The organism is Acidicapsa acidisoli (genome assembly GCF_025685625.1).
Lineage (GTDB): Bacteria > Acidobacteriota > Terriglobia > Terriglobales > Acidobacteriaceae > Acidicapsa > Acidicapsa acidisoli.
In genome coordinates this window covers 285781-301366 of record NZ_JAGSYI010000003.1, presented here as the reverse complement: position 1 = coordinate 301366, position 15586 = coordinate 285781, and the positions used below count along the sequence as shown (strand labels likewise).

The window sequence follows — 15586 nt, the reverse complement described above, 5'->3', positions numbered from 1 at the left end:
TACTAGGGCATATGGGCTTAGTTGGTTGGCCAGTTGCCTGAGGTGGGCAGGCCGGGGTTCGTGCTTGGGCGCGGGTTGAAGTCCGCGGGAGCGGGATCGATCACCTTCCCGTTCACGAGATCGGTGGGCGTGATGTGCAGGACGCGGCAGCCTTGCGCGTCCATGTGCGGCAGGCTGGTGAGCTGGTTTGCGGGGATTTTCGCGTACTCGGCGGGCAGCGGTTTGGCTGTGCCGGTGAGGCGGGCGTTGTCGAAGGCGGAAAAGAGGTCGCCGACGCCGGGCGTCTGGTCATCGGACGGTCCGAGGTATTTCTGGCCATACTTCTTTTCGCCGAGTGCGCGGGCTGCTGCTTCGTCGGGCAGATCGGCGAGCGGGGTGAGATGGAAGAGTTCGTCGATGAACTTGATGATCGAGCCGTGCTCGGTGGCTTCGTGGGAGATGGCGTGGACTTCGCTGAAGGGTGAAATCACGATGGCCGGGATGCGCGGGCCTTGTTCGATTGCCAGACCTTTGGGATCGAAGGCGCGAATCCTGGGCTGGGCGTGGTCGAAGAGGCCGTCCGACTCGTCGTAGGTGATGAGAATGACGCTCTCTGGCCAATACTTGCTGCTGGCGATGGCGTTGATGGAGTCCGCGAGCAGGGATTCGCTGATCTGCGTGTCGGAGTAGCCGGGGTGGTCGTCATTGCCTGCGAATGCGGCCTTGACTGCCGCGCTGGGCGAACGCGGGACGAGGTGGTCGATGTTGCCGTAGCCGCCGCGGACGTAGAAGACGCCGCCCTCGGCAGGAAGCGCGTTGTTGGCGACCGCGGTGTAGAAGTCGCCGAGGCCTTTCAGGTGCGAATGCGTTTCGGCGGGATTGTTGGCCTCGTAGCCGAAATATTGCGGTCCGTTGTGATGAGGGATGTAGGAGTGGTTGGGCGCCGCTCCGGCCGCGTCGGTGGGCTCATGATCGTAGCCCTCCTGGAACCAGCCCCAATTTACAGGCTTGTTGCCATCGCCTGCGATTTTCTTGATGTCTCCTTGGACGTCGAGCAGGTCAAAGGCCGGGTTACGGTCCTGAGAGGTGATCTGTTGGATCTGGTTACCCATGAAGGAGAGCGGCAGCGCGGCAAAGGTCAGATTCGAGGCTGGGGTTTTGCTGGGGCGGCCATCCCTGACTGGTTGCTTGTCGCTGGCCGGGGTGAGCGTGTCCAGGCTGGAACCCCAGAATGGTTCCGGGTCGGCGATCATGGGCAACGCTGCGTTGGTGCTATTGACGTCGCTGCCCAGTTCTGGATGTTCGACCCATTGGGTCAGTCCGGATTGGCCGGAGATCATGGCGATCGCGTTGGGCGTCGATGGGCCGATTACGGTGTCGAAGAAGTTGTCGAACAGGGTGAAGCGGTCGGCGTAGGTCCAGAGGAATGGAGCCGTATCGCAGTCCACATGGCCCATGACGAGTTCGCCCTTCTGCACTTGCTTTTCGGTAGGCGCCGGGCCGGTGTAGGCGGTTCCGTCGGCGTTCAGTGTGCCCTTGAGGGCTTGCTCGGTGAAAGCGTAGCGGTCGTTGCGGGCTACGTTGTTTGCATCGAGGCGGAGTTTGTCGTCGATGGCTGCGTGGCCGTGGTTCACGGAATCGGTGTCCTCGGGGTAGAGGAGCACGGTCTTGCCGTTTCCATCGGTCACGGATTGGGGAATTCGGAAGGGTGAAATCCTACTGACAGAGCCGTCAGCCTGCACGATGGGCTGATTGAATCCCGGAGTCTCGCCGGAGGAATGGGTGAAGAGGCCGTTCGCGCCTGGGTAGGTGCCGAAATAAAAGTCGAAGGAGCGGTTCTCCTGGAAGAGCACGAAGACGTACTTTACTTTCTTTTGCAGCAGGGCCAGCTTCTGGGCGTGGGAGAGCGACGGCGTTTTCTCGATGCGGCGCGTGTAACCGGCGACGAGGGCGCTGGATTTTGGCGCAATTTCAATGAGCGGCTTCTGGTTTGCGTCCGGTTTCGTCTGTTCCGCCATTACGGCGAAGGGCTGCATCGTGAGTGCGGCCAGTGTCAGCGAGGCACAACCGGTCCTCGCCCAATTCCTATAATTCATCTTCCTTTTCCCTTCTGCTTATGAGCGGTCAATGCCAGGGTGTTATCGCAAACTTCGTTTTCCGACGAAGGAGCGCACGCCTTCGCAGGATGTTTCGGCAGGGAACCGGAAGCAAAGAATGCCCGGTGTTGTCAGGTTGAGGTATATTTGCTCAAATTCACGAAAACAAAATCAGGTGATTGAACTGAGATTCACCACGTGATGCGTCGATAAGGAGACTAAAATGGCGAGCTTCTGTACGAAATGTGGAGCGGCATTGTCTTCGGATACTCAATTCTGCACGTCATGCGGAGCGCCGGTAGCCGCCAGCGCCGGTGGACACATGCCAGCTCAGGTTATGGCCTATCCTCCACCTGCTACCGCTCCGCCCACTTCCGGCGGCAACGTGGTCAAGATCATTCTAATTGTCGTGGCGGTGATCATTGGTTTGGGAATGCTGGGGTCGGCGATCTTCGCGTTTACGGTGTGGCGGGTTGCACGCTCCATTCACGTGGAGGGCCCGAATGGCCAGGTGAGCATCAATACACCGGGTGGAACAATCTCCGCGAATGAGGCGCAAACATACTCTGCATCCGAATTGGGGACGGATATTTACCCCGGCGCGCAGGGCATGCGCGGCAGCATGAAGATGGATCTGCCGACTGGCTCGATGGTGACAGGCGTATTTGTCACTTCGGACTCAAAGGAGCAGGTAGTTGAGTACTACCGGAGCAAGCTTGGAAGCGGTGCGTCGGTCTATGATTCGACGAATAGCGCATTGCTGACGCTGAACAAAGGAAGCCAGGAATCAGTGATGGTGACGGTCGCCGCGAATTCGTCGCAGGATGGCGGGAAGACGCGGATCTCAATCGTGCATTCGAAGAGTAACAAGCCTTCTTAGTTGCGATCGGGATGGTTTGACGATTCACTGGTTTCGATGAAAGGAAAATCCCCGCCGAGGCGGGGATTTTTCCGGTGAGTGGCTTTGCGCGGCGTTCCTACTGGTAGGCTGGTCCGTTGGCGTAGAACCACAAGGTCCCATCGGCGAAGAGGTCGACGGTGGAGATGTCCCTGGTTGTGGGGCATGCGGAGCTTGGAATCCATCCCGGGCAGGTCATGCTGATGTTATAGACTTTCGCGGTCGCCGGGCTCGATCCAGGATAGAAGTAGGCGGAGCCATCATATCCAAGAGTCCAGTTGAACTGATCGGCAACGTAATTGGTCAGGTTCGGTGCGCCTCCGTTGGGCCGTTCTACTACCCATTCCACGGTGTTGCCGAGGTAGTGGGTGGAACTGCTGGTGGGTTCGTTGAATGCGACCGAGGCCGATTTCTGCGTGGTGTAGTTGTACATGTACGCATGGCCGTGCGGGGCGGCGGTGGTGTACCAGACTTCGGCTACGACCAAGTCGCCGGGATTGATCGGCAGGCTCAGGTTGTAGGAGAAGCAGGGCTGAGAGGCCGAGTTCACCGTGCAGCCGTTGGTATACCACTCGTACCAGGCGGAGTAGGTCGAGGGGCAGGCATTGACCTCGGTGCCGGCCTGCAGGACGTCTCCTGAGATGAAGGCGCCGTCGAAGCCGATCCACTGCGAGGACATGTACGGTGTATCGTTGCAGTTCTCCACGCCAGCGGCGGGTACGTTCCACTCCGCGTAGACGTAGCTGTTATTGGCGGTAAATGTACCGTTGGCGCTGGTGACTGCGTAAGCGCTCCAGTTATTGGAGGAAGCTGAGATCGTGCTGTTCGTTGCGCCCTTGATCTGTCCATTCTTTACGGGACCATGGAAGATATTCGTCGCAGTCACTTTCAGGTCGCTGAGTCGCGTCTGAGGGGACATGACGAGCTTCTTCCAGCGCGCGAAAGGAACCGTGTCGGATGGATCGGGGCGCGGCGGAATTCCATATTGTTCCAGCTCGGTGCGCGATGCGGTGAGCGGACTGAACTCGGCTGGCGGCGCGGCGAAGACGATGGCGTCCGAAACTTCGGTCTGACCGGCTGTCATGGCTGGAGCAGTCTGGGCCTGTATTGCCGAGGATGCTGAGAGTGCGAAGGCCGCCATAAGAGAGAGGGCGGTCAGTGCGGGGAAGCGAAGCGTCGCACGCGGGGAGTTTTGCGCGCGCCAAGAGTACTTGGAGGGGGTCATGGAGTCTACTTCCTGAGGTGAAGTCCGAGTTCAAGCAACTCGTCTGCGGAATAGTGCAGGAAGGGCCATAACCGTTGCAACGAACGGAATTTTCTTTATGGACAACGTGTGAAGCGCTGCTAGAACTGTGGTTTCAAGGGCTTATATCTGGCCTGGAATTTTCCCGTGACGGTGGCCTGCGGAGCGAGATCCAGAAGTGAGGCGAGCTCGCGAAATTCCTTGCCGCAGCTATGGCAGGTTACTACGACATAGAAAGTCGGGTCGAACTCCGGCATTGTGTCCGTTGCCAGAGTGCAGATTGGGACCCGCATGTAGCAGCCGGAGGTAGGGCAGTGGGCAATTAAGCAATTCATGGGGCTATTACTCCGATGGGGCTCCAATGGATCTCCGATAGATCAGGCGTCAGAAAAAGCGGCGCCGCTGGAATAGAACTCGCATTCGCTCGACACAGCCAGAGAGCGATGGCGTTCTGCACCGCTGTCCAACATACCATGTTCAAAACACGATTCTCGACATATTCGGGAGTACACTCTTGTGCGTCAGTCCACCATCAATTCGCCGGGCACAATGGGGCGGGTTCGCGGCAGCTTGCCCTGGTAGGTCGCGATGCCCATCAGCAGCAAGACGGCGCTGAATACCGCGAGCTTCTCGAGATTGGTTGTCTGATTCTGCGGCAGCGTCTTCCACAGGATCAGCAGAACGGTCTGCGCTATGGTAACTGCCCAGACAGTGCCGTAGAAATAGCGCCGCTCGGTGCCTTCGCCCTTGGTCGAGCGCCCTACGCGCGGCAGCAGACCGGCGAGGCCCAGCAGCAGGATTACAGCGCAGACCGGGAAGTAGGCGTACCGGTAGATCTGGCTCATGTACCAGTGGCTTGTTGCGACTGCGATGACCAGGCCGATCAGATTCATCAGGGCGAAGTTCACCGCTGCGTTCCATGCGAAGGTGTAGCAAACACGCCGGTAGAGCGGATTTGGCTTATCCTCGTCGAATCGCAGGATGTAGGGACGCAATTCCACGCCCGGCAACTGCGCCCGCAGGCCGGCGATGCCGGTGCCAACGAGAACCAGCGCCAGCCAGGTGGCGTTGCCCCACCCGAAACCGTGCGCAAAGAGGGAAAATGTCAGCGGCCCAGGGGCCAGAAAGAAGACGGTAATCCAAAGCGGCCAGTGTGCCAGCCGGTAACGCCGCGTGTTTCGCTCTCGAATCTTTCGCTCATGGGCATATTCCAGTTTTCCGTTATAACGCATACAGCCGGAGTCTCGCAGAGCCGCCGCCAGCGCGTCAATTCGCCGGGGTGCCCAGGATGGAAGTGCCGGGGTTCTTCCGGTATGGTTGATATAGGTGCGGCGACTTTTTACAAGCGATGCGGCGAGCGGCTGCGTCAAGGAATATAGCTGCGACTATCTCCAACCTCAGGTCGACCAAAAATATGTGGAATTGCTTGTCCCGAGTATTCCTGCCGGGGATACTGCTCTGCTCCTCTATGCTCTCTGCGCAGGTTCACCAGCGTCATTCGCGATATCCCAATTCGCCTTCGAACGATCCGCAGTTGCAAATTCCTTCGGATCAGGCGCAGTCGTGTTTTTATCCCGATGGCCCCCGCAGCGAATTCGAGCAGTATCAACAGTTCGATAGCTATCCGCAGCCGGCTAGCAAAGGGTATTTGTGCATTGCTATCCCAACGGGCAAGACCTTTGTTATCGACCATTTGTTTGCTGAAGCGGACTATGATGCCGAGTTGCCGGGGAATGCTGAGTGGTACCTCGACTCGGTGCTCGGAGGCAATGAGCAGATGACTGGCTTTGCGGCGGCGAGGGTCGGCTCTGCAACGCAGAATCCGCATTATGTGCTGTCGCAGCCTGTGCACCTGGCGGTGATGGGAGGAACGCGCGTGACTTTGATTATGCATAGCTACTACATGAGCAGCAGCAGTTCTATTGCGGAAACGCCAGGCTCGGCAAGCCTTTCCTTGATCGGCCACTGGGAATAATAGTCACAGCCTCTTTCTGAGTTGCTCGAAGATGAGATAGCCGATCACGGCAGAGATGACGGCAATCAGAAAGTTTGTGCCCGTCCATATATCCGTCAATGCGGCAGCAAGAGTTTTCCCACGGCCGTTAGCGACGGTGAATTCGCCCATCAACAGATTGGAATAGAAGAGAAATACAATAAATGCAACTTCTATTACGGCGCGCCAGATAGAGGCGAACTGCCGCGGCCTCTTACCCTTGTCGCGCCCATTCTCGTGCATGAACGGATGATACCAAGAATGGACCTGGAATTTCGTGCAAATTGGCCGGCAAGGCCGATGCTCGCACTGGCAGTTATCTCCATGGGATGGCTAAGATAGCCGCCAGTACGTGCAGCGCGCCGGGATTGCTACCGGATGCTTCGAGTTGTGGCATGCGCAACCGGCCACGAGTGGGACGACTCCACGGACGAGTCTGTCTTCAATATCTCATCGAAGAGGTTGCGATATTGAATCATTGCTGTTCGCAGCTCTTCCGTGCTGACTTGACCTCTGGCAGAGAGGACTGCGACTGTATGCGCCGAGCGATAGTTTTCTGTCACGCGTGGATAGTTGACTGAGATATCGTCGACGCTCTCTTCAAAGCCGGTTACCGGATAACCACGCGCCTGCATGAGCGCGGTGACCAGCTCATCGGCTTCAATCAACGCGCCTTTGGGATGATCGACGAAGCGGGCCTGCACGGTGTTCCAATCTTCCGCAAAGCGATCCCGCTGGACAGCGCCCAATTCGCGGAGCTTCAGTTTGCGTACTCGTGTTTCCCGGTCTGCCAAGACTTCTTCAGCTTTGCGCTCCGATCCTTGTTCAAGCACGGCTCGCTCGTATTCCGATCCAAAACGCTTGCGAAGCCGCATGGCTGTCGAGCGCCTGTACCAGATGACAGCGATGGCAATCATAATGGCGAGAACCACTATTGCCAGAACTGCGACGACTGTGGGATTGGAAAAGTCAATAGGCATTGCCGTCTCCTCTCTTGGGCAAGTCTGCCGCAGCAACGGTCCTGTGTCATAAGACTCTACAAGACAAGATCCATCGAAAAAGACAGCAAACTCAACCAGACGAGTATGAGACGAGAGGGGCTCGAATGCTGCCCCGTAGTGAACAGGACCGCGATTCGCTTTGATTAGGTGACTAACTGCCTGGAGTGCCAGGAAGAAGGATGCTGAACACGGCGCCAGGGAGCTCAGCATCGGCTAGGCGTTCAACGGAGATTGTTCCGCCGTGACGATGAACGATCTCTTTTGTTACCCACAGTCCAAGGCCGGTGCCGACGTCGATCTTGGTGGTGAAAAAGGGCTCGAAGATGCGCTCTTTCAAGTGAGCTGAGATGCCCGGGCCGTCATCTTCGATGACCAGCCTTATCCATTCGCGGTTGGATTCCTGGACGGCAGAAACCTCTATGCGAATTGTTCCATCGAATGCGACAGCGTCTGCCGCGTTGGATATGAGGTTGGAGACCGCTTGCGTCAACTCGCCGGCGAGGCCTTGAATCGGCGGACATTGGCTGAATTCGCGTTCTACACGGATGTTTTTGGCTTTGAGCTTGTTGGAATAGAGTTTGAGAACGTTCTCGATCAAGGTGGGCAGATAGACGGAGCCCGGCACCTTTGATTCACGATAGAAGCCAAGCGTCTGTCGCGCTATATGCGAGATGCGATCCAATTCGTGTTCTGCGAGTTCCAGCGGTTGAAGAGCCGCGTTCGGCAGGCCATCGGTCTCTTTGGCGATGTAGACGAGGTTGATGACAGCTTCCAGCGGATTGTTGATTTCGTGGGCAAAGGTTGCCGCTAGCCGCGCCGCTGCCGCCAGCTTTTCGGTCTTGCGCAAAATCTCCTGCGACTCGCGTTCGTGCGTCGCGTCGCGGAAGACCAGAACGACTCCGACCAAATTGTTCCGATCGTCGAAGATCGGCGCGGCGCTGTCTTCGATGGGAGTAAGGCTTCCGTTCACATGGCGGAGCACGGTGTGGTTGGCAAGGCCTATCACGTTGCCCTCTTCCATGACTTTACGGACAGGATTTTCCGCCGGCTCGAACGTGAGCTCGTTGAAGATAGGGAAGATTTCGTCGATGTCCTTGCCCCGGGCCTGCTCCAGGAACGATCCTGTCAGCCGCTCGGCGACCGGGTTTAGAAAGGTCACCTTTCCGTCTTTGTCTGCGGCAATGACCGCGTCGCCAAGGCTAGTCAGTGTGACGCGGAACCATTCTTCTCGCTCACGAATCTGGGCTGCGTGTCTTTCGCGAAGGTCCATCTCTCGAAGTACGAAATATGCAAGCAGGATCAGGCCGATAGCCGCAAGAAGACTGGCGAGGTAAATGGAAGCGATGGTGATCTGCAGACTTCGCTGGTAGGCTGGCTCTCTGATGGCTTCAAGGGAACGCTCTTCCTGTTCCATCGCTTCGGCCTGTTCCCGGATTGCGTTCATCAGAAAGAGACCGGAGTCGGCAACTACAAGAGCCTTGGCGTCTTCGGTTTTTCCTGACCGGTAAAGATCGATTGTTCGGGCCAGCTCGCTCAATTTGTCCCGCGTCAGGTTGCGCAGGACTGGAATGTGCTCCTGCTGGCGTGGATTATCCATGGTCATCCGCGCGATTTCATCGATGTGCGGCATGACCTGGGAGATGGCCTGGTTGTAGGGCACGAGGTATTTTGTGTCGCCGGTGTAGAGATAGCCGCGCTGGCCGGATTCGGCATCGTTCAGAAGGGACTCGGTCTCCGACAACTCGAAAAGAACTTGACGAGTATGTGCCATCCATTCCTGATCGCTGATCTGGGCCGCGAGTTGACGTCTCACGATCAGGGCGTTCGCGACCAGCAAGATCAACAAAAAGGAGAATCCAGAGACAACACTAAAACGCCGGTAGATGGTCTGCATAGAAGGAGGCATCGCTCCGTTTGCCGGTCACGCGCATAGACGAATCCTGCTGATTGTAGCGGCGATTCAAAAGGAATTCTGCTCAAGTGTATACCGGAAGCGCAGGAACTTGCGAGATCGGTATAACTGGATAGGTCTTCTTAGTCGCATGTTCATTTTTGGAATAAAGCGGTCGGAAGCGAACATGCGTCGACTTTTGGCCGGGCGATGCGGCTTGTCGATGACCAACATATAAAAGGGGTTACATAGACAGCCGTTATGGCATGGTGCGCGCATAGAGAAATCGGCAGGCGATATGCGGTGCCGCGTCGCCCTCAGCGATGTCGGAGAAATCGTTTCCCCCAAGGAGGGTCCGATTATGGCGCGCATCTACTTACTTCTGTTGATCGCAGGCATTCTCACTCCAGCCATTTCAGGTCAGGAGAGCGTGCATGAGCAACTCAGTCAAACGCTTCTTCTTGAGAAGCAGGGGCAATTCGATTCAGCTATTCGCGGCTTTCAACCTCTCGTCGAGTCCGATGCTCTGAGCCTGCCGGAGCGAGGCAGAGCGTGGACTCTGTTGGGATATGCCTATCAGGAAATTGGACGTTATCAAGAATCACAGAGCGCGTACGAGCGCGCTCTACGCATCTTCGAGGGAGATAGACAAAATCGCAAAGACTACGCCAATGCACTCTACTGCTTCGCCGGACTTAGCCGAAGTACCGGCCAGGCCGAAGCCGCCTCCAGGATGTGGTTGCAAGCTCTCGATATCTATAAGGAGCAGAATGACCACCGAGGGATTGCGAGAATTTACGCCAATCTGGCTGGGCTTGCAATGGAGCAAAATCACATCCGAGCCGCGAAATCAGCCATCGAAAAGGCAGTTATCGAAGCAAAGGCGGCAAAGGGTTTTACCGAGGACGATCTTGCCCTGATCTGCGAAATCCAGGCATGGGTTGTGAGCGCAAAGGGCGACCGCAAATCGGCGCTTGCAGGGTATCAGCATACCCTCGACCTGAGGAAACATAGTCACGGGGACCACTTTCCACTTACCGGATGGTCCTATCTGATTCTTGGCAGGGCTTATGCGGCAAACGATCAGATAGAGGAAGCACTGATGAATATGCGGGAGGGACTTACGATCCTGGAGCAAACTGAGGGACGCAAATCGCCGCGATATCTGACGGGAGAGATTCTCTTTTCCCAGGCTCTCGATCAATCCGGATCGCACGGGGAAGCATCGCGCCTGAGGGCTTCGGCTCAACAGGGCTTAGGTGATCTATATCGCGGCCAGTGTGTTGGCTGTACCCTGAGCGCATCCAGTTTCCGCTAAGTTTCCATTAAGCCTTTTCGCAAGACCATTTCACAGGCTGGAAGGTTCCGTGCTCATACTGGCACAGGGCTGCTGCAGTGATTTACCTTGTTAGGAGTATGAAAGCCGAAGCCCGCAATAGTCTTGTCCTTGCTTTGACCCTTGCCGCCACTTTAGGCGCGCTGGCTCAGTCGACTCCGCCGCCTCCCGAGACCAAGCCTGCTACACCACCGGCTGAGGAATTGCCCGATTCGCCCACTCCGCAGGCTGCGGCGCTGATTCATCCCAATGGTCCAATAGTGGTCTTCGATACCTCGATGGGGCGAATTACCTGCCAGTTTTATCAGAAGCAGGCTCCAAAGACCGTCGCCAACTTTATTGCCCTCGCCGAGGGCACCAAGGACTGGACTGACCCGACCACCCACAAGAAAATGCACAACAAGCCGCTGTATGACGGCACTATTTTCCATCGCGTGATTCCCGAGTTCATGATCCAGGGCGGCGATCCGGCGGGCACGGGCATGGGCGACCCCGGCTATCAGTTTGAAGATGAATTCGATCCCGACTTGAATTTTGACGTTCCCGGACGCCTGGCCATGGCCAACTCAGGCCCCAACACAGACGGGAGCCAATTCTTTATCACTGAACAGGCTTATGAATCGCTCAATCAGCATTATTCGCTCTTTGGCCAGTGCGATCAGGATGGCATTGAGGTAGTGAAAGCAATTGCCCGCGTTCCGCGCAACTCGGACGACAAGCCGGATACGCCGGTGATTTTGCGCAAGGTCACGATTGTGCCAGAAGGGAAGCCGCTTCCGCCTGCACCGGCTGCCAGCGCGACGGATTCCAAGCCCTCGGCACAGCCCACCCCGCAGACTAAATAGAGACAGACCAGAATTTCCCGGCATCGCGATTGTGCGTTTCCGTAATCACTCAACCCTTACGACGCGAACGGATGCGTCTACAGGCAAACACACTTCACAGGAGTATTCCATGGCACTGACCACCGGCACCTACGCCATCTTCAACACCACCGAAGGCAAGATCACCGTTCGCCTCTTTCCCGAAGTCGCCCCAATCACCGTCGCCAATTTCGTTGAGCTGGCGGAGGGAACACGCGAATGGACGCACCCGCTGACCGGCGTTAAATCGAAGAACAAGCTGTATGACGGAACGGTCTTTCATCGCGTGATTCCGAACTTCATGGTCCAGGGCGGCGACCCGGCGGGCACTGGCATGGGCGGCCCCGGCTATCGCTTCCAGGATGAGACTAAGGGTTCTCCGCACAGCTTTGACAAGCCCGGTAAGCTGGCGATGGCCAATGCCGGCCCAGGCACCAATGGCAGCCAGTTCTTTATCACCACGGCGGAAACTCTGTGGCTGACCGGCAAGCACACGATCTTTGGCGAAGTCGTAGAAGGCCAGGACATCGCGGTCAAGATCACCGGTGTTCCGCGCAACTCACAGGACAAGCCGCACAAGCCGGTAGTGCTTGAGTCTGTCGTGATCGAGCGCGTCGCTTAATAGATATCCGTCTGTGACAAGTGTGCAGATTAGCCACGCATGGCCTTTCCTTGAGGAAAGGCCGTGCGTGTATCTGGGGAAGGAACACGCGCGTGAAACCTTCAAGGCTGGAGTATTTCAGAACGACAGCCTTGCGCTCAGTTGAATTTCCCGGCCAGGGGTTGAGACTTCGGTGACGCTTCCGAAATTTGCCGTGTTTACAAAGCGATTTGGCGTGCCGAGATTGGTGTGGTTGAATGCGTTGAAGAACTCCGCTCGCGTTTCAAACCTCGCCTTTTCACTGATGCCGAATTCCCGCACAACAGCCAGATCCATGGTCTGCATTCCCGGACCGTACACGCTGTTTCGTCCAACATTGCCGTAGGTATAGGCGGCTGGGGCGGCGAATGCGCTGGGGTTGAACCACGTATTTGAATTTCGCGTTCCCTTGCCAAAGATCGCGGCACCGGTCGCATTGGCGCGAATGGGGTTCTCGCCCACGACCGTTCCAGCATTTGCCGTGTCGCCAAAGACGGAGATTGTGAGGGGGAATCCGGTCTCCACCTGGTAAATGGCAGAGGTGCGCCAGTCCCTGGTGATAGCTCTGGTCAGCCGCGACTGCGACCAGGTTGGAGTGCTGTAGACGGCGCTGGCTGAGAATCTGTGCCGGATGTCGCAGCCCGGTCCTTTCTCGGCATCCAGGTTGTCGTTGTCTTGCGGCGTGGCGGCCTCAAACATCGGCGAGCGGAAATCCGGTGCGTTCTCCAACGCCTTCGCAAAGGTGTAATTGGCGAGCAGGCTCAATCCATGAGACGAGCGCCGCCGTACATTGATGTAGCCTGCGTCGTACCAGCTTTGCGCCGTATTTTCGAGCAGGTTGATGGTGCTGACTGGGAACGTGGTACTGGTCACTTTCGTTGTAGCCGGAAAGACGGTGTTGGGAACGAAGCTGATCTTGGGAAATGGTCGCCGCGGCTGGATCAACCCTGCGCCGGGCAAAGCGTTGTTGATCAGATGCGAGCGCTGCAGGTGGAAGCCGCCTGCGCCGAGATAGCCGACCTCTACGGTAGTGTCCTTGCCGAGTTGCTTCTCAAGCGAGGCGCTCCATTGCTGGACATACTGGGCCGGAGCGTGCAACTGCAATCCGGTGAAGCTCACGGCGGTGGTGCCCAGAACCGGGGCAGGGAAGTTCAGTGTTGTGATCGAAGGAATGTAGGGATCGCTCTGCGAGGTTTCCGGGAAGACGTAAGGGACGTTGTGGCGCTGATTGCACCAGGTGTTCATATCCACCGGCGTGTAGAAGACGCCGTAGGCGACGTGCGCTACCAGTCCAAGCCGGGGCAGGCTCTGCGCGAGGCCAAGGCGCGGCGCGAAGTTCGCTTTGTTGGAGTACATCAATCCGCTGGGATATCCGTTTTGGCCGCCGATGAATACCTGGGGAGTGCCGTCTGTAATCACGAGATTGCTGTTCGTGTAGTGAATGTCCACCAGGGGGCTCATGTACTCGTAGCGGACGCCGTAATTCAGCGTAGTTGTGGTCGTCAGCCGCCATGCATCCTGCGCGAAGCCGTCCGCATACCACTGCCGCAGGTTCATCTGCGGAACACCCACCTGGCCTTGGCGCGCTGCCGGCAGTTGAAGGAGGAAGCTGGCCATCGCCGAACCCGTGCCGTCGTTCAGAGCGTCTTTGGTCGTGTACCCGTTGGTGAACTGATAGTAGCCGCGATTCTGAAAGAACCCCCACATCGGCCAGATGAAGCGTTGATAGGCTGCGCCAAACTTCAGACTGTGCCGCCCAAGCTGCCAGCCCAGCGAGTCGCGGCCTTCGACTACCGTGTCCCAGGCGTGCATGGGTGTGCCCAGATAGTTGTCGCCCATCGGAGAATAGCCCTGCACAGTGAAGTAAGGCGCACCCCACGCTCCGGGGCCTCCAAATCCCGTGCCGGTGATGCCGAGTTCCGACACGATGTCGTTCTTGTTCGCGCTCTCGGTGGTGTGCATCATTACCAGACGCGAAACGGCAACCGACGCAATGTTGACCATTTGGTTCGAAACGAGGTGAGTCCAAGCGCCTGTTCCTTGCTGCGACAGATCGTCGTGGTAGAAGCCGAAGCCTGGCAGATTCTCTGGCATGAAACCGTGTTCGCCGGCCGCGCTGTAACGGATAAAGGCGACGTCTCCCCCGGCGAAATCGTGATCGACGCGCACTGTGCCCTGGTCGTCCATCATCTGGCTCTTGCGCGCGTCCAGGTAGTTATTGGCGTCGTTTCCCGCACCCACAACGGTGGGTTGACCCATCATCGTCATGCCCATCATGCCTGAGGTGTTGGGCTGGGGAGTGTACTTCTGCAGCATGATTTTGGCTGCCGAGCCCAGACGCTCTGGCGGGATCACGTTCAGCACTCCGTTATAGGAGAACTGGTCACGAATGTATTGAGGATTGCTCTTGCTCACTGGCAGGCTTGGGTTATAGCCGGGGTTGGCTCGCGTCGTATTCGGATCGAAGATGTCGACGCCGCTCTGGCTGAAATCTCCCGCGGCCTCGGCTGCAGTGGGCACGGTGTCCACCATGGACATGGTCTCCACGTTTCGCAGCGCCTCGTAGTTCAGAAAGAAGAAGGTCTTGCCTGTGTGCCACAAGGGACCACCGAGCGAGGCGCCAAAGTTGTTCTGCACGAGGAAATTCGATCCGCCCATCTGGTTGAATGAATGCGCGTCCATTGCGCCGTTGCGCAGGAACTCATACGCGGTGCCGTGGAAATGGCTGGAACCGGAGCGTGTGACGATGTTGATCTGGCCGCCTCCTGCCCCGCCCATTTCGGCTGAATAACTACCGGTCTGCACCTGAAACTCCTGCACGGCATCCGGAGAGGCGCTAAGGTTCTGGGTGCTGAATGTCGGATCGGTATTGGTTGCGCCATCGAGCAGAAAGTAGTTGGCGTTGGGGCGATTGCCGCCGATGCTCACTGCCGATCGTTGTCCGGGGCGCCAATACAGGGGATTCATGTCGCCGGTTGCTGCTCCGTGACTTACGTGGGCTCCTGGGACGGTGAGGACGAGATCAATGAGCATGCGCCCATTCAGGGGCAGGTTCTCCACGGATCTCTCATCCACCACTTCGCCGACGCTGGAGTCCTGTGTCTTGAGAAGTTCGCCCCGCTCGGAGACGCTCACGGTCTGGGTCTGAGTGCCGATGGCCATGACGATATCGAGCGTCGTTTGTTGGCCAACTTCGAGATTGACCGTTTGGATTGCGTCGCTGAAACCGGAGCTCTGCACCTTTAACTCGTAGCTGTCCGGTTGCAGGCCGGCTGCTTCAAAGAGTCCGACTGCGTTGGCGGTAACTTCACGGGATGCACCGGTGGCGTTCGCAGTCAACCTCACCTGTGCATTTGGAATCGGGTGATGCTGCGGATCGAGGACCGAACCCCGAATCAGGCCGTAATTGCTTTGAGCATGCGCCGCGAACGGCATCAGCAGAACGAGGACGGACAACAGGCATCTGCGTAGCATTGATCCTCCCAAAAGGCCTGACGTGTTGGCCTATATGCATCCTCTTCGTGCAAAGTCCGATTTTTCCGCGGAACTTCAGCTTGGGAGTGCATTCCCACAAGCTCAACGCTGACACGTTTCCGAAAAGAGATATGAGGGTTACGCTACTGTTGCAGTGCGCGATTGTCTTGGG

At 57.3% G+C, this 15586-nt stretch carries 13 protein-coding genes; 5 read left to right on the top strand and 8 right to left on the bottom strand.

Annotation, left to right across the window (positions count from 1 at the left end):
- Window positions 1-17 precede the first annotated feature (17 nt).
- Window positions 18-2075: a phospholipase C gene (locus tag OHL23_RS18995; protein WP_263353538.1), complete on the bottom strand. Its 2058-nt coding sequence runs from the start codon at window positions 2073-2075 to the stop codon at window positions 18-20.
- Window positions 2076-2298: 223 nt separating this feature from the next.
- Here OHL23_RS18995 and OHL23_RS18990 point away from each other — a divergent pair, with 223 nt between their 5' ends.
- The gene (locus OHL23_RS18990; RefSeq protein WP_263353537.1) at window positions 2299-2955 is read left to right on the top strand and encodes a zinc ribbon domain-containing protein; all 657 of its coding nucleotides are present in this window, start codon (window positions 2299-2301) and stop codon (window positions 2953-2955) included.
- Window positions 2956-3052: 97 nt separating this feature from the next.
- Here OHL23_RS18990 and OHL23_RS18985 read toward each other — a convergent pair whose 3' ends face one another.
- The 3 genes from OHL23_RS18985 to OHL23_RS18975 all read right to left on the bottom strand — a co-directional run bounded on the left by OHL23_RS18985 (window position 3053) and on the right by OHL23_RS18975 (window position 5586).
- Complete coding sequence (locus OHL23_RS18985) at window positions 3053-4198, bottom strand: G1 family glutamic endopeptidase (protein WP_263353536.1); 1146 nt, start codon at window positions 4196-4198, stop codon at window positions 3053-3055.
- A 119-nt stretch (window positions 4199-4317) separates the two neighbouring features.
- The gene (locus OHL23_RS18980; RefSeq protein ID WP_263353535.1) at window positions 4318-4551 is read right to left on the bottom strand and encodes a hypothetical protein; all 234 of its coding nucleotides are present in this window, start codon (window positions 4549-4551) and stop codon (window positions 4318-4320) included.
- 186 nt (window positions 4552-4737) lie between these two features.
- On the bottom strand, window positions 4738-5586 hold the full coding sequence (locus OHL23_RS18975) for a hypothetical protein (protein ID WP_263353534.1): 849 nt from the start codon (window positions 5584-5586) through the stop codon (window positions 4738-4740).
- 56 nt (window positions 5587-5642) lie between these two features.
- Between OHL23_RS18975 and OHL23_RS18970 the strand changes: the two genes are divergently transcribed.
- Window positions 5643-6191 (top strand): hypothetical protein, encoded by a 549-nt coding sequence (locus OHL23_RS18970; protein WP_263353533.1) that lies wholly within the window; start codon window positions 5643-5645, stop codon window positions 6189-6191.
- Window positions 6192-6194: 3 nt separating this feature from the next.
- On the opposite strand, the gene OHL23_RS18965 is transcribed toward OHL23_RS18970, so the two are convergent.
- From OHL23_RS18965 to OHL23_RS18955, 3 genes are all read right to left on the bottom strand, one after another.
- Window positions 6195-6452 carry a hypothetical protein gene (locus OHL23_RS18965; protein ID WP_263353532.1) on the bottom strand — a complete coding sequence of 86 codons (258 nt, stop codon included), beginning with the start codon at window positions 6450-6452 and terminating at the stop codon, window positions 6195-6197.
- 128 nt (window positions 6453-6580) lie between these two features.
- Window positions 6581-7189, bottom strand: coding sequence for a hypothetical protein (locus tag OHL23_RS18960; RefSeq protein ID WP_263353531.1), 609 nt, complete (start codon window positions 7187-7189; stop codon window positions 6581-6583).
- 172 nt (window positions 7190-7361) lie between these two features.
- The gene (locus OHL23_RS18955) at window positions 7362-9104 is read right to left on the bottom strand and encodes a CHASE3 domain-containing protein (protein ID WP_263353530.1); all 1743 of its coding nucleotides are present in this window, start codon (window positions 9102-9104) and stop codon (window positions 7362-7364) included.
- A 358-nt stretch (window positions 9105-9462) separates the two neighbouring features.
- On the opposite strand from OHL23_RS18955, the gene OHL23_RS18950 reads away from it, so the two are divergent.
- From OHL23_RS18950 to OHL23_RS18940, 3 genes are all read left to right on the top strand, one after another.
- Window positions 9463-10419, top strand: coding sequence for a tetratricopeptide repeat protein (locus tag OHL23_RS18950; protein ID WP_263353529.1), 957 nt, complete (start codon window positions 9463-9465; stop codon window positions 10417-10419).
- Window positions 10420-10517: 98 nt separating this feature from the next.
- Window positions 10518-11282: a peptidylprolyl isomerase gene (locus tag OHL23_RS18945; protein ID WP_263353528.1), complete on the top strand. Its 765-nt coding sequence runs from the start codon at window positions 10518-10520 to the stop codon at window positions 11280-11282.
- A gap of 109 nt (window positions 11283-11391) precedes the next feature.
- A complete protein-coding gene (locus tag OHL23_RS18940) occupies window positions 11392-11922 on the top strand; it encodes a peptidylprolyl isomerase (protein ID WP_263353527.1) in 531 nt (176 codons plus the stop codon).
- A 117-nt stretch (window positions 11923-12039) separates the two neighbouring features.
- Here OHL23_RS18940 and OHL23_RS18935 read toward each other — a convergent pair whose 3' ends face one another.
- The gene (locus tag OHL23_RS18935; RefSeq protein ID WP_263353526.1) at window positions 12040-15414 is read right to left on the bottom strand and encodes a TonB-dependent receptor; all 3375 of its coding nucleotides are present in this window, start codon (window positions 15412-15414) and stop codon (window positions 12040-12042) included.
- Window positions 15415-15586: the final 172 nt, after the last annotated feature.